This window comes from Paenibacillus sp. WC2504 (assembly GCF_052682475.1).
The window spans coordinates 5,376,783-5,390,437 of record NZ_JBQZFH010000001.1; the positions used below are offsets into that span (position 1 = coordinate 5,376,783).

The 13,655-nt window shown below is 47.0% G+C and carries 13 protein-coding genes; 5 read left to right on the plus strand and 8 right to left on the minus strand.

What is annotated here, in order from left to right; genetic code table 11:
- Positions 1–329: 329 nt before the first annotated feature.
- The 3 genes from ACUN27_RS24375 to ACUN27_RS24385 all read right to left on the minus strand — a co-directional run bounded on the left by ACUN27_RS24375 (position 330) and on the right by ACUN27_RS24385 (position 3,496).
- On the minus strand, positions 330–1,259 hold the full coding sequence (locus tag ACUN27_RS24375; RefSeq protein ID WP_445559688.1) for a metallophosphoesterase family protein: 930 nt from the start codon (positions 1,257–1,259) through the stop codon (positions 330–332).
- 240 nt (positions 1,260–1,499) lie between these two features.
- A complete protein-coding gene (locus tag ACUN27_RS24380) occupies positions 1,500–2,486 on the minus strand; it encodes a Gfo/Idh/MocA family protein (RefSeq protein ID WP_315948917.1) in 987 nt (328 codons plus the stop codon).
- Positions 2,487–2,518: 32 nt separating this feature from the next.
- On the minus strand, positions 2,519–3,496 hold the full coding sequence (locus ACUN27_RS24385) for a Gfo/Idh/MocA family protein (protein WP_445559689.1): 978 nt from the start codon (positions 3,494–3,496) through the stop codon (positions 2,519–2,521).
- Between the two features lie 128 nt (positions 3,497–3,624).
- On the opposite strand from ACUN27_RS24385, the gene ACUN27_RS24390 reads away from it, so the two are divergent.
- A complete protein-coding gene (locus ACUN27_RS24390) occupies positions 3,625–4,506 on the plus strand; it encodes a helix-turn-helix domain-containing protein (protein WP_445559690.1) in 882 nt (293 codons plus the stop codon).
- A 45-nt stretch (positions 4,507–4,551) separates the two neighbouring features.
- Positions 4,552–5,007: a DinB family protein gene (locus tag ACUN27_RS24395; protein ID WP_315948913.1), complete on the plus strand. Its 456-nt coding sequence runs from the start codon at positions 4,552–4,554 to the stop codon at positions 5,005–5,007.
- A gap of 73 nt (positions 5,008–5,080) precedes the next feature.
- Here the strand turns inward: ACUN27_RS24395 and ACUN27_RS24400 are convergent, their stop codons facing one another.
- Both ACUN27_RS24400 and ACUN27_RS24405 read right to left on the minus strand, forming a co-directional pair.
- Positions 5,081–6,220, minus strand: a complete 1,140-nt coding sequence (locus tag ACUN27_RS24400; protein ID WP_445559691.1) for a stalk domain-containing protein — start codon at positions 6,218–6,220, stop codon at positions 5,081–5,083.
- 82 nt (positions 6,221–6,302) lie between these two features.
- Positions 6,303–6,524: a hypothetical protein gene (locus ACUN27_RS24405; RefSeq protein WP_315948910.1), complete on the minus strand. Its 222-nt coding sequence runs from the start codon at positions 6,522–6,524 to the stop codon at positions 6,303–6,305.
- Between the two features lie 133 nt (positions 6,525–6,657).
- Here ACUN27_RS24405 and ACUN27_RS24410 point away from each other — a divergent pair, with 133 nt between their 5' ends.
- Positions 6,658–7,500, plus strand: a complete 843-nt coding sequence (locus tag ACUN27_RS24410; protein WP_326061795.1) for a GNAT family N-acetyltransferase — start codon at positions 6,658–6,660, stop codon at positions 7,498–7,500.
- 71 nt (positions 7,501–7,571) lie between these two features.
- Here the strand turns inward: ACUN27_RS24410 and ACUN27_RS24415 are convergent, their stop codons facing one another.
- A complete protein-coding gene (locus tag ACUN27_RS24415; protein ID WP_315948908.1) occupies positions 7,572–8,396 on the minus strand; it encodes a phytanoyl-CoA dioxygenase family protein in 825 nt (274 codons plus the stop codon).
- A gap of 175 nt (positions 8,397–8,571) precedes the next feature.
- On the opposite strand from ACUN27_RS24415, the gene ACUN27_RS24420 reads away from it, so the two are divergent.
- Positions 8,572–9,375, plus strand: coding sequence for an AraC family transcriptional regulator (locus tag ACUN27_RS24420; protein WP_315948907.1), 804 nt, complete (start codon positions 8,572–8,574; stop codon positions 9,373–9,375).
- A 47-nt stretch (positions 9,376–9,422) separates the two neighbouring features.
- Here the strand turns inward: ACUN27_RS24420 and ACUN27_RS24425 are convergent, their stop codons facing one another.
- Positions 9,423–10,439, minus strand: coding sequence for an S-layer homology domain-containing protein (locus tag ACUN27_RS24425; RefSeq protein ID WP_445559692.1), 1,017 nt, complete (start codon positions 10,437–10,439; stop codon positions 9,423–9,425).
- Positions 10,440–10,716: 277 nt separating this feature from the next.
- On the minus strand, positions 10,717–12,396 hold the full coding sequence (locus ACUN27_RS24430) for a DUF4091 domain-containing protein (RefSeq protein WP_315948905.1): 1,680 nt from the start codon (positions 12,394–12,396) through the stop codon (positions 10,717–10,719).
- A 135-nt stretch (positions 12,397–12,531) separates the two neighbouring features.
- Between ACUN27_RS24430 and ACUN27_RS24435 the strand changes: the two genes are divergently transcribed.
- Positions 12,532–13,386: a helix-turn-helix domain-containing protein gene (locus ACUN27_RS24435; protein ID WP_315948904.1), complete on the plus strand. Its 855-nt coding sequence runs from the start codon at positions 12,532–12,534 to the stop codon at positions 13,384–13,386.
- Positions 13,387–13,655 lie beyond the last annotated feature (269 nt).

Here is a 13,655-nt window from a genome sequence, read left to right on the forward strand (position 1 = left end):
CTCGTTTCGTATTTACCTTCGCTGGCCTGTTGTTTGGCAGGTTGTCTTTGGTGTGACCTCATCATAGCCCGATACCTCTCTTTTCTAAACAACAAGTATCTGGTTTTTCTATAATTCGGTATGTAAAAACGAGTGATTTCTACAGAAACGACCCTGTAAGTATTTTTAAAGGCATTAATACAATACTAATTAAGGTAAACCATTTTTCAAATGATCATTTTTGGGGTTCCTAAAAAAGAATTGAGGCGTGTGCTCTAGTAAATGCTATACAAAAATACGGCGTTTCCCCCACATTACGAGAGTAAACGCCGTATTTTCCCTTGTCTCATTTAAAACTTCAATTGCCTGCTTGATATTTTTGCTGATACCACATGACCCGCATTGGCATTATTGTGCCCGATTTCAAGCGGATCAGGGCCGACATACGTTGTTTCTTTCCCCTTTATTGTCAAGAGCCCGGGCTCCAGTGTGATTATGGCATAAAGGGTTTCTTCGTAGGGAACAGATTGCCCCAGAATCCAGTGCTTTTCCGTAATTTCCTCGGAATACCGAACCGTATTGAACTGAGGGCCCAAATAATGATATGAGATACTGTTCATATGGAGGAAATAGATATCGTCGATCACTTTGGCGCCATCAAGATGGTTATGACCATTCATGCAAGCGATCACTTTACGAAAACCCGCTATTTGATTGGCTTCTCGCAAAATCTCACGAAGTTTGTCGCTGTTATAAATTCCGACATTAGATCCAACATATGTCTCTTCCAGGCTTTGGTGGCTGAACAAAATCGTAGGTTTGTCCGTTTGGGATAGATCCTTCCTCAACCACTCTAATTGCTCGTCCGTCACATGACAGACGGTATACCCCTCTTTAGAATAATTGCTAAACGCATAATCCACGTACTGACCGTCCACACGGAAATAATTGGCATCCAGAACAACGAAATGGTAGTCGCCGCAGTCGAATGAATAGTAATTGGACTTCATACCAAGAAAACTCATCATCATCTGTTTATCACATTTATCCATATCATGATTGCCAAGAACATGATAATTCGGCCCTTCAAATTGCTGCCATATATCAAGGAATGGTTTGTTTTCCGGAAGCGGAAAACAAAAATCGCCCAGTTGGATAATAAAATCCACGTTTTCTTTGATAGACTCGTCTATAAATGCTTGAAGCCGATCACTTGCTTTATACATCAAATCCTGATGAATATCTGTGATTAACCCAAATCGGATACGTTCATGTTCCATACCAATTCCCCCAATAAGATGATTTAAGTAGAATGATAAAAGTGTAGACTGCTCTTTTCTATCATAGCTCCAATATCCATCTCTTCTACACATCAAGTGTATTGGATTTCTATAATCAGGTGTGTAAAAACGAGCGATTTCTATAGAATTCACCTAAATCGGTCAACGATACACGAGCAATAACAGCAAAAAAAGCCCGTTTCATCTAGTCCAAGAAACTAGATGAAACGAACCCACATCCTACATTACCACAGGCTGACCAAGCTTAACAGATTCATAAGCGGCAAGCGCCACTTGCGCCGCTTTCAATCCGTCCTCACCCGTGACCGGTACCTGCTCGCCTTGGCGCAGCGCCTTGACGAAGTCACGGATCATAAACGCATCCATGTTGTCTCCCCAGAAGGTGTATTGCCCTTTACCCGCCGCATTGCTGAACAGGTCATTCTTCTGCGCAAAGCCGTCCACGGTAATGACTCCCTGTGTGCCGACGATCTCCATCGTCACATCTCCCCAAGTCGGGAACGATTTGGGACGCGACCAACTCGTATCCAGAACCGCGAATACGCCGTTCTCGAACTTGATGTGCAGCATGCCGGCATCTTCCACTTCAAGCTCTTCTCTGAAAAGCGTAGCCGCATAAGCGTACACTTCTTTCACTTCCGACTGTAAAAACCAGTTCATGAGGTCCATCACGTGCACCGTGTGGTCAAGAACGGCTCCGCCTCCCGACAAGCTTTTGTCGATGAACCATCCTCCAGGATTCCCTCCGTGATTTGTCCCTTTAATCGCAACGATGTCACCGATTTCACCGCGCTCAATGGCTTCTTTCGCCCGCACGACAGCCGCCAGGTAGCGGCAAGGGAATGCTGTCATCAGCTGCACGCCGTTATGCTTGCAGGCAGCAATCATTTGCTCCATCTCTTCCTTTGTCGTGCCGAGCGGCTTCTCACAGAGCACATGCTTCTTCGCATTCGCTGCATCGATCACAAGCTTGGCGTGGTGTACATTCTCCGAGCAAATGATCACGGCATCCACATCTTGTGCGAGCAGATCGCGGTAATCCGCATAATACGGCACTTCGTGGCGCTCGGCGATTCCTTCGACCCGGCTTTTTACTTCATCGGCAATCCCAACGATTTTCACCTCAGGCAGCTCTAGCAAACTATTAAAATAACTGAATGCATGACCGTGCGCGAAGCTAATCATGCCTATTTTCAACAAATCCATGATAGGTCCCTCCTTAAATGTTTGGCTCTTATTTACAGCAGCACGACTTTGCCCGTCTGAATCGAGTCAAGCGCGGCTTTGGCAATTCTTAGCGCTTCACATGCATCTTGAGCGGTTACAATCGGATCGCTGCCGTTTCGGATACAACTCAGAAAATGTTCAAGCTCGATGTAATATGGATCAAAGAAGTTCGGACTTTGCGGAATTTCAACCGCTTTACCCCCGCTCTCTGGAGGAGCTGCCTTGCGTATTTGCAAAGATTGCGCGCTCATGCTGTCCGTACGAACAAGTCCCTCGGAACCTGCAAACTCCGCCGCATAGCGGAAGGAGCCCGGATATCCCCAGAATGCCTCCAGATTAGCCACTGCACCGCTTTCAAAGACTAGCGTAACAAGCGCATAATCCATCGTTCCCTCACATTTGTTCATCCCGTAAACCGATTTGACCTCGCCGAGAGTCCATCGCATGAAATCGATGTCATGCACCATCAGATCGACGATTACGCCTCCGCTTTTGTCAGCATCCAGAAACCAAGGTCTGGCTTCTCCCGGATGACTGCCCACGCGCCGGGCATTTGCAACACCGACTCTTCCGATTTGACCGGCATCCATCTGCTGCTTCATCTGTGCATATTCAGGGAAAAACCGTACGACATGACCAATGAATAAGCGAACTCCATTTTCCTCGCAGCAAGCGATCATTTCTTTGGCATCTTCCAAATTTAGCGCCACCGGTTTCTCACAGATGACATGTTTGCCTGCTTTCGCCGCTTGAAAAACAACCTCTTTATGTACAAAAGTAGGAACTGCGATACTGACAACATCAAATTCGACCGTTGAAAGCATCTCCTCAAATGAACCGAATGCTGCCGTTCCCACTTTATTGGCCGCTTCTACCGCAGACTCCAAATGAACATCACATACACCTACCAACTCTACACCGGGCATCTTCGCATAACTCTTCGCATGCCACTGACCCATACCGCCACAGCCGACTACCGCCACTTTCATCTCTCACTCGCCCTTTCAATTGTTGTATACTAATTAAAGCAATCATACCGATTCGACAGCCTTTCAAAAATGACACGGTTTGTCTTATTTATATCCAAATTTGCAGTGATGATTAGGTGGTATTACTTATGGAAACGTTCAAAGAACCCATTTATTATCAGAATGAACACCTATGCATGAAGGTTTGGCAGTTCACCAACACAAATCCGAAGAGTCAACAGCTTGCGCAGCAATGGCATTATCATAAAGAGGTGGAACTGATTATCGTACAAGAGGGAAAGCTTGATATTCGTACTCCGGACAATCTTTATCACCTCTCACCGAGAGAAGTCGTCCTTATCGGTTCTAACCAGCTGCATCACAGTCATAAGCCGGAAGACGATCCTCTCGTCTATATCGTGCTCCACGTCGATCTTCAACCCTATTTTGATCCTGCGATGATGATGTATTATAGGCATTTTTCGGAAATGGTGCGGCCGCTCGAAGATTTGAACTATATGTTTCTCGAAAATGAGCGCGCCAAACAGGAAATCGGCCGCATTATCGTCGACATTCATGCCGAAATGATGGACAAAACCAAAGGCTATGAAATTGCTATGAGCATGCACATCAAGCATCTGCTGCTCACGCTGCTGCGCCATGACCGGCGTGAGCTGCTTCAGCCTTTCGGCTTTGTGGATGCAGCCGTTATGAGGCCCATTCTCGATTATGTGGAAGCCCATCTAGGGGAAAAAATCGAAATGGAAGAAGTTAGCCGGAGCGCTGGAATGAGCTATACGTACTTCTCTAAATTTTTCAAAAAATGCGTTGGCGTCTCCTTCACGGATTATGTGAACCGGCAGCGGATTCGAAAAGCCGAGCAGCTGCTCATTACCAAAACCGACATTGTCACCGATATTGCCGTCGCTGTAGGGATCGAGAATATGGCTCATTTTTATGAGCTGTTTAAACGCTATAATGGCTGCACGCCGAAGGAATATGTCAGAAAGCTGCTGCGAGTGGTACAATAGAAGCCGATAACGTTTCATCTCAAAATTTCAGGAGGATGGATAAGGATGAGAGATACCTTTTTATTCGGAGCATTGGACAGATACCGTAATCGATTACTGCAATTGGTAGAAGGATGTCCTGAGGACAAAAGAAATGTCGTGCCGGCAGGGTTTAACAACAGCATTCATTGGCAAATCGGTCACGTACTTGCCGTGACGGATCGCCTCATATTCACTCTTTCCGAACAACCTTCGTTCGTGTCAGCGAACTATATCTCCTTTTTTGGCAATGGAACAAAACCTGCGGATTGGCAAGAAGATCCGCCTGCGTGGGAGGATATCATCGCGCAGCTGAAGGAACAACCTGTCCAAATCCGTGAATCTTTGCATGAGAAACTGGACATGCCAGTTAAGGAGAATATGATGAAAGCTGCAACCATTGAACAACTTATCAACTTCAGTATCATGCATGAAGCCAATCATTTTGGCGTTATCTCCGCGATGATGAAAGTACTAAAATAATTGGGAACAAAAAAACAGCCGTTCAAAGGTAACTTTGGACAGCTGTTTTTTTATTGTTGGTCAAGCCAGACAATTATTTTTCAATCGGACCGGTGTCCACGACCTCAAAATCGCTGCCTTTCAACTTGCTCAGCTTGCTTAAATCATCGTCATCCCATTTCGGATCAGGCGCGCCGCTGACATAGAGATCGCTGCCGTTGTCCGCGACGATCATGCCATATTTCTTCATCGCACGTAGAATGGCTTGATTCGTTGGCGAGTAGCCGGAAATGTCAAAATCGTTCCGCAGGCGCAGTCTCAGTCCCATAGGCGGAAGATTAGGGTCCGTACTGCTCGAAGCATAGTGAGTGGCTGGGGCAATGAATCCCTTTTGAGTTTTGCGGACTGTGAACCGCAGGGCATGATTGATTTCACCGGTAGAGGCTTCCTCATATCGGACAAGACCTGGGAAAATCGGCAGTCCCGCCGCATCAGCGGAGGTCCAGTACTTTGTCCGCAAAACGTTGGATTTCAAATCCCACTTGGCGCCGTTCGAAGCTTGCCAACCGTCTGCGGTCGGGTGAGCATTGTACAATTCATACAGGTATTGATTGTCTTTATCAACTACGATAACATGACGGTCGCCGTCGCTGTTAAGCCCCCCCTCGATTGGCGCATTTAGCGGGATCGGATAGGGACCGGGATCGCTCTCATCGCCATAGTCGGTGAATGTCACATTGACTTTCGGCTGATCAGCGCCTACGATCGTGTAAGGAATGCCGATTGGCGCTCCTTCCCACATCGTCCCGAAATCCGCATGCAGACTCGTATTGAGGCCTATCGAAGAGATAAACTGCCCCGAATTCTTGTGGACAGGGTAGCTGGAAATATCGGTATTCCATGGGTTATCTTTTGGAAATACTTGCCACGCTGCCGATCCTGACGTTGGATTCTGAACCGGCTTGTCCCCAACATAGATAGAGCTTGTTGCATCATCCCAGCTTACCGGTTTCCCCAGCGATTCAGACAGAAATCTTAGCGGTACATACGTGGTATCTTTGTAAATAAATCCTTGTAGATCCTTTGGCGGCTGCTTGTTCTCACCATTGAAATAATACTGTAATTTCCGAAAATAAACGTCTATTCCGACCGAATCCGTCGCCGCGTAAGTAAGCCCTGAGAAAAATAAGGCGCCACAAACGAAGCCGACGGTTCCAGCTTTCCATTTACCCAATGTATGGTCACTCTCCCATTTCCCTATTGATATTGTGGATTCTTTCGCCTAACATTAAATTATTCGCAAGATCTCCACTCTTTTACGTCGTTTCCACCCGAAAAATGGTCCCATCGTCTCGGTAGTAATACGCAATTTCATCCATGATTGTGCTTAAGCGGACGGATTTATTCGTGAACTTTTCAATTATTCCGCGGTCTACTTCACAGTAAACTCCCTCAGCATCCGTCTGCAGCACGGAAACCGGTGTTTGCGATAAAGCTGCGATAAACAGATCTGCATCAGATTCCAACCTCTTATGCATGAAGACAGCCTCACCTTCGGATAGGTTAATAACAACCAGCTTTTTACAAAATGTTACTTGAGTATATGTGTGAACTTATGATGTATTAACCTTTTATTCGTAATCGCTGTTATTTCGAAGGGAGATGGTACCATTGATACGTTTTGCAAAGTATGAGAGTTTGACTGCATTTAAAAAAGAGGTGAGCTCTTTCTTGGAACAAGATGAAGCCGCCAACAATTTATTGCTAGGTGTTCTGCAATCTCTGAGCGAGCAAGATGCAACTCCCCTTTTGATGGCTGCTTTATGGAAAAATGATGACTTAGGATTGGTTTTATTCCAAACACATCCGAAACAAATTATTTTATCAAAACCCACGGCACTATCCTCCCAGGACATACATGAGCTTGGACAAAAGTTGGTGCAGACCGTTCAACCCATCCCGGGTTTTATTGGTGAAAAGAAAATAACCACGGAACTTGCCTTGTATGTCTCCCAAGCACTGGGGACTCATGCCAAGATTCATATGGAACAAACCATTTACAAGCTAGAAAAGGTTAAAAATACGCTGCAAACGAATGGAAAACTTCGGCGAGTGATAGCTAGCGACCATGCTGTTATAAAAGAGTGGATCTATCAATTCTGCCAGGAAACGAATCAACCTCTTAGTTTAGACGAAGCTTCTATCAAAGCCACCTTTCTCATTAATAAAGGAAATTTAGTGGCTTGGGAAGTGAATGAGGAGTTGGTTTCTATGGCTAGTGCCACTCGCCCTACGCAACACAATATTACCATTAGTTACGTATACACGCCCAGCAATCAAAGAAAAAAAGGTTATGCCTCCGATTGTGTGTCAGACTTTACGCAACGGCTGCTGGATCGCGGGTATCAAACAACAAGCTTATACGCAGATCAAAGCAATCCAACATCGAATTATGTCTATAGGCAAATTGGTTATGAACCGATCATGGACTCCATCGTCATCCAATTCCAATGACATCTGGTCACAACGGAAAAAGAAGAGGCTATCTCCTAAGTCATTTTCTGACTCTGAGACAGCCTCTTCTTTTATTTAAAATGGCCCTTCGGCTTTTTGCCGCTCCATCTCTCGTCAACCTGCTCATTCGCCGATTGATATCTAGCATCAACACTTATGCGATACTGGTTCGTCGTATTTTCAAGTGAACAGTGCATCAAAAACATACCAAATATCAGCACATCCCCGGCCTGAAACTCGGTGGTTGCCCATTTGCCGCCAAACTTCTCCGTAATAACTAGCGGATCATCGGTGTAGTGGCCGATGCCGTCGCGGTCTGAATCTTTGGATCCGTAAGATTGTTTCAATTTTTCGAAACGGTGGGAACCTAAGCAAATAGCCAATCCCCCCATTTCATACGAAACGTCTCCAAGTGGCGACCATACGGTGTAGACATTTTTTGTTCCTCTGCCCATATACACAATATCGTAGTGCGCTCCGGTGAAATCTCCTTTGCCTACGGCGCGGAGCCACTTGTAATGATAAGTAAGCGATTGTTCCCCAATGAATTCGTCGAAAAAGCGCATGATATGCTCGCCATTTAATACATTCAACAGGGCAGGCAAATCTTCATTCGTTCCTCCCATGAAAATGGTTTTGCTGCCGTCGGCCATGACGCCGTCTTCCAACTGCGTGTCGCGGTCCAGCTTGCCCATTTGATCCATTTTCTCCAAAATGCTCGTCCGGGCTGCCAACACCTTGTCTCTCTCATGAAATCCGCGGATCAATAAATAGCCGTCTTCTTCCATCCGCTCTCGCAGCGCCTGCTTATCATGCAAAATATCATTGGAGCTTCTAAGCTCCGTCAATTGTTCGCCATCCATCTCTAATTCGCGATTTCCTACTTTCACCATCATTGCACATACACTCCTCTACTTGTGACATCTGATTTAAGTGTAGAGGAATAATGCATTTCCATCCATGGATTGACGGTATAATTTCATGTATAATTGTACATATACATTCGTCTTTTTCACCATTACCACCCATTTTAAATGTACATTAGAACAATTCTTAAGGAGACGTCGTTTCATGTCCTTCATGAATATCCCATATGGATTAGGAAATACGCCTATCCCTCTTGCAGCCTTTATTTCAATCTGGAAAGTGCAAGCTAACGATTCCTACCATATAACGAAAGGAAAAGGATTCGAGGTTCCCGGCCTATTTATTACCTATGAAGGAAAAGGGCTTCTTACTCAAGGAGAGCAGCACTATGAATTGCACGCAGGCACTTATTTTTTCGCTCCAGATGGGATATCCACTGTGTACAGATGTCAGGACAATGACTGGAAATTTTATTTCCTTGATTTCAGCTCCATGGATGCCATGCATGCTCTGCAGCTTCCTGTAAACAAGGTGGTTTCAACAGGGAAAGCAGCAGATGCCATTCAACTCTGTGAAAGGATCATTGATCTGTTGATTGCTGAGCCATTCGGATACGCATATTCTACCAATATCATCCTGCAGGAAGTGATGCTGCTCTTCGCTCGGGAACATTCTGCTGCCCTTCCTACCCGACATATAGAGCTTAATAAAATTATGATCTACATTCACCGCAATTTGGATAAAGTCATCCGGGTTGATGAACTTATCGAACAAAGCGGCATGTCACGGACGACTTTTTTCTCTCGCTTCCGTTCAATAACAGGCCTATCCCCCACTGAATATATGTTGAATTTAAAACTCGAATCGGCCAAGGTATCGCTGGAGACAACAAGCTTATCCGTCAAAGAAATCGCTGCCCATTTGCAATTTTATGATGAATTTCACTTTTCCAAGCTGTTTAAAAGAAAGTTCGGTTTGTCGCCCAGCGCTTATCGCCGTCAGGCCTAACAAAGGCTGCCAACCGCTTATATCAGCGATGGCAGCCTTTATTTTGCCTATTTCAGCCCAGCTAACAATCTTTTCAATACAACCACGGCTTCTGCTCTCGTTGCCTGTCCTTGCGGAGCAAACCCCTCAGCCGTACGACCATTCATTAAGCCGGCATCCACAGCTAGCTGAACCACTTTTTTCGCCCAATCGCTGATGAGATCCTCGTCGTTAAATGGGAGAGATGAGCTGCTCGTCATATCTTCCACTCTCATCCCCGTCACATGCGACTTCGCTCTCATCAGCATCGCTGCCATTTCTTCACGTGAAATGTTTTTTTCAGGTGCAAATTCACGGTCGGAAATACCGTTAATAAGTCCTGCTGCATATCCTTTCTTCACCGTATCCTCGTACCATGAGCCCACAGCAACATCTGTGAAAGGTGGCTGAACAGAATTACTTTTCAAGTCTAATGCTCTGGCTATCAAGGTTGCAAATTGCGCCCTTGTTACCGTTGCGTCTGGAGCGAAATGATCGTCGTCCATCCCTTCCACAATATTTTTATCCACCATAGACATGACATCTGTTTTTGCCCAATGATCTACAAGATCACTGAAGATTTTGGTGAAATCAAAAGATTTATCAAGTGCAAGGGATTGATTCTGTAAATTGTGATCTACGATTTTCACTGACGTCCAAGTAAGTTGAGATGTCCCTGCTTTTTTAGCCTTAAAGGTTATCGTGCCCATGTCGAGGTTCCCCTTCTCACCACTTACGCTGCCGACTTTCGTGTGAGCAAAGGTCACTTCATTGTTCTTGACAATCGGAGAAATAGAGAAGCCTTCTATTTTTGTATTCGCATTGATAACCTCAAGCTTGCTCGCATCAAAGCTGATTTTGGCTTCGTAAGCGTACAAATCCTGAAGATTTGTACCTTGCAACGTAACGGTAAATTCACCTGTCGATTCGGCAGCTGAAGTCTTTAGACCAAATTGCGATGCATTTTCCGCATAAGCAGGGGATAATAAGGCTGCGAAGCAACTCAGATTGCAGACTAATGTACCAAGAATGATTTTATGCTTCATCCTCTCATGTCCAAAGGAGGGAGACCAGACAAATGGCAACAAATGCTAGATCCTGGAGGAAGAGACGTTGTTTTTCAGCGTTAAAGTGGGAAGTGTTAGCGGAGTTGGTGAGATTGGCGGGGGATGTCAGTACTAGCGTGTAAATGTGTTAACGTGACTAACACAACACTTTCCTTAAATAAGGCTGCCAAACCGCATGTATCAAGCGGAGGCAGCCTTTTGCTTCATCTATTTTTCATGCCATCGGGACATGTTCTCCAGCCTAAGCGGACAGCAACTAGCGTTCTGTCCTCACGCCACTCGCTGCGGCTTGACCGATCGCCGCATTAATGCGCTCCCGGCAAGTGAGCAGCCAAGCCTCGTCCTTTGGATAGGACGCAAACGTAATGGGCTCGGCGGCTCCTTCCTCCATCAACGCAATCGTCTGTTCCCGACCGATGAGAGAATCGAGCAGTTCCAAAGCCCGCAAGTCTTGCAGTGCTTCGCGGAATACTTCCAACCGCAAGGAGACGAGCGGTGTTCCCTCTTGACTCGGGTACACGACAAACGGGTCGCCGGCAGGGAACGCATAATGCGCATCCGTATTCCGATACGGATCGATCGGAAATTTGGCATATTGCGAGAACCAGAAGTTATAGCCCCAGTGCAAGAAGCCTGCGATGTTATATTTATAGAGTTGCAAGCCTAAGATGCGGTTGCGCGCAGATGGCATACAGAGAAAGCGGTTAGAGACAGCTTCATATTGGGAGCAGCAATAATAGGTCCACAAAGGATCAACTTCACGCTCCAGAAATGGTTCGATATGATTGCTCGCAACAACCGGCGTCTGAACAAGCCCCTGCTCATAGAACGATAGGTTGGTGAGTGCATCCAGGGACGGGATATCCCCCATAAATTGCCGCACCCAACGGCTGGCGCTGCTATAGGACGTCAAATGCTCGAACGTAGGCTCATCCGAAATATGATAATAGGTGCGGTTCAGCAAATCATTTTCCTTGAGGAAGCCGACCAGTTCCGGTAAAAATTGTGCCAGAAAGCCCAGATACGCCTCGCCTGCCGCATCCGTCTCCCAGCCGAAAATGCGCTGCGTCCTGCCATCAACGGAGCCCATAATTTTTGGAGCATGCTTCGCGCCCCATTGCGTGAACAGGTGCGAGAGCTCGAACACCTTCACGCCGTTGCGGTTCCCCATCTCGACCCAGCGTTTCAGCCGTTCGAAACCGAACGTGTAGGATTCGCCGTTCTTCCAGACATCCACCAATTGAACCGTTGGACGTTCCCCACCGACCTCCGTATCGAGCGGAGGTGTAAAAATCGGCGTCAGCAGCATATTGCAACCGTAGGTTGCTGCCGTCTGCACATACGATTCAACAATTTCCCAATATCGTTCGCTGAACACCTCTTCGCCGTAATAGACGGCCAAGCTGTCCGTGTGGAACCATTCCGTATGAAGCAGCTTTTGTTCCGGTAGTACGGCAGGGAGCACGGTGAGCGTAAACATTTCGCTGGCCAACGTTTCCCCTGCCTTGTCGACGAAGGCGATACTTACCGCGTGCGAACCTGGCTGTGCGTCACGGCCTACCTCCATCGTGACCCAAATTGAGCGCCACTGTTTGGGAATCGCCGTAAGCATCCCCGAATCCGGCACAGGCACTAGCAGATCCGGATATAACCCCGGTGTATCGCGCAGCACACCCTCGTCATGGTTAGGGTTGTTGGGAAATTCAGCGGGTACCAACTGCACACTGCGCAGACAGATGCCGTCACTCAAAGTTGACGTTACCGTCAGAGAGAAAGGCATCAGGGCTTGACTCCGATAGGCAACTTGAAAGGAGTAAATTTCGCCTTGCAAGGCAGAGGCGGCGTGGAACGCTGCGGTTTGAAGTTCTTCGTCTGCAAAAACTTTCACCAAAGAGGAAAGACAGCGAGTCTCGAATTGCGCTTGTAACGTTGGCATGACAGGTCTCCTTCACTTATACTATGAATAGCCTTCACATGACTCCTGTAACTTTTGACCAGTGGGCTGGCCGCTTTGAATTTTCGTCATGCAGCTTCAGTTTACTTCGCTATCCGACAGAAAGGAATGACATCTATGACACGCTTCTTGGACTATATGATCAGTCCGCAGCCGATCCGCATCGTAGATCTCAAAATCGATTCGTCGAAGCTCAGCATCCCCTCTCTCACGATAAAGGAAATGGGACACTTGCCGGGAAGAACGCTGCAGCGCAGCCAGTTTGTCTTCGACAGCTGGGCATTTCTGTATATCGCCGGCGGCAGCGGCTTTTACCGCGTGAATCAGGGGCCAATGCAACATGTCGAGAAAGGGTGCCTATTCTTCGTCTTTCCCGGAAGTGTAGTCGATTTCGGTCCGGAGGAGGATGGGCATTGGGACGAATATTATGTACGTTTTGAAGGTAGCCGCATTCAGGAATGGCTTGGAAGTTGGCTCGTGCAGACCGAAATTGTGAAGCGCGTTGGATTTGAAGAAGCATGGATCTCGCAGCTCGATGCCATGTTCCTGCTTCTTGAAAGCGGATCTCCTACGCTAATTGATCAAGCCGCCCTACAACTTGAGGCGCTGCTGTTCAATTGGATGGCCAAATCCAAACTCCCGCAGGGCCAAGCGGCCACTTCCAAGGCAGTGGATGTGCTCCAAGATATCGCGACGAGCTTGTATACACCGCTTAACGCAGAGCAGCTCGCCAATCGGCATCATATAGCCGTATCCACGCTGCGCCGATTGGTCAGCCAGCATACTGGCTACCCCTTGCACGATTACATTCACCGTTTGAAAATGGAGGAGACGAAACGGCTCCTGCTCAGCACCGATCTGCCAATTAAGGAAATCGCCGACGCCCTCGGCTACCCTGACGAAAGCTACTTCTCCCGTTTGTTTAAAAAATATGGTGGCATCGCGCCCAATCACTATCGCAAGCGGAGTTAACACGAACAGATCCCACCCGAAGGGGTTAGCGGAGACTGATACAGCGCTATAATGGGCAGTATTTGCGGAGTTGATTGGATGACGGTGCCGGTGATGTCATTTTTGATGTGTTAGCGTGCGTGTTGGAATGGTTGACTGGGCTGACTGGGTTGGTCTGGGGCGCATAACAAGCTTTCCGGGTGTGCGGGATCCTATTTAAGGGAACCACGAGACGCTATTTTGGCGAAAATAGGAGGTTCGCGAGTAGTAGGGGAACTACAGACTCTTAT

Excerpts from the sequence above, each read along its gene's own strand:
- ACUN27_RS24375 (WP_445559688.1), bottom strand. The coding sequence starts at position 1,259 with ATGGAACATGAACGTATCCGATTTGGGTTAATCACAGATATTCATCAG.
- ACUN27_RS24380 (WP_315948917.1), bottom strand. The coding sequence starts at position 2,486 with ATGGATTTGTTGAAAATAGGCATGATTAGCTTCGCGCACGGTCATGCA.
- ACUN27_RS24385 (WP_445559689.1), bottom strand. The coding sequence starts at position 3,496 with ATGAAAGTGGCGGTAGTCGGCTGTGGCGGTATGGGTCAGTGGCATGCG.
- ACUN27_RS24390 (WP_445559690.1), top strand. The coding sequence starts at position 3,625 with ATGGAAACGTTCAAAGAACCCATTTATTATCAGAATGAACACCTATGC.
- ACUN27_RS24395 (WP_315948913.1), top strand. The coding sequence starts at position 4,552 with ATGAGAGATACCTTTTTATTCGGAGCATTGGACAGATACCGTAATCGA.
- ACUN27_RS24405 (WP_315948910.1), bottom strand. The coding sequence starts at position 6,524 with ATGCATAAGAGGTTGGAATCTGATGCAGATCTGTTTATCGCAGCTTTA.
- ACUN27_RS24415 (WP_315948908.1), bottom strand. The coding sequence starts at position 8,396 with ATGATGGTGAAAGTAGGAAATCGCGAATTAGAGATGGATGGCGAACAA.
- ACUN27_RS24420 (WP_315948907.1), top strand. The coding sequence starts at position 8,572 with ATGTCCTTCATGAATATCCCATATGGATTAGGAAATACGCCTATCCCT.
- ACUN27_RS24425 (WP_445559692.1), bottom strand. The coding sequence starts at position 10,439 with ATGAAGCATAAAATCATTCTTGGTACATTAGTCTGCAATCTGAGTTGC.
- ACUN27_RS24430 (WP_315948905.1), bottom strand. The coding sequence starts at position 12,396 with ATGCCAACGTTACAAGCGCAATTCGAGACTCGCTGTCTTTCCTCTTTG.
- ACUN27_RS24435 (WP_315948904.1), top strand. The coding sequence starts at position 12,532 with ATGACACGCTTCTTGGACTATATGATCAGTCCGCAGCCGATCCGCATC.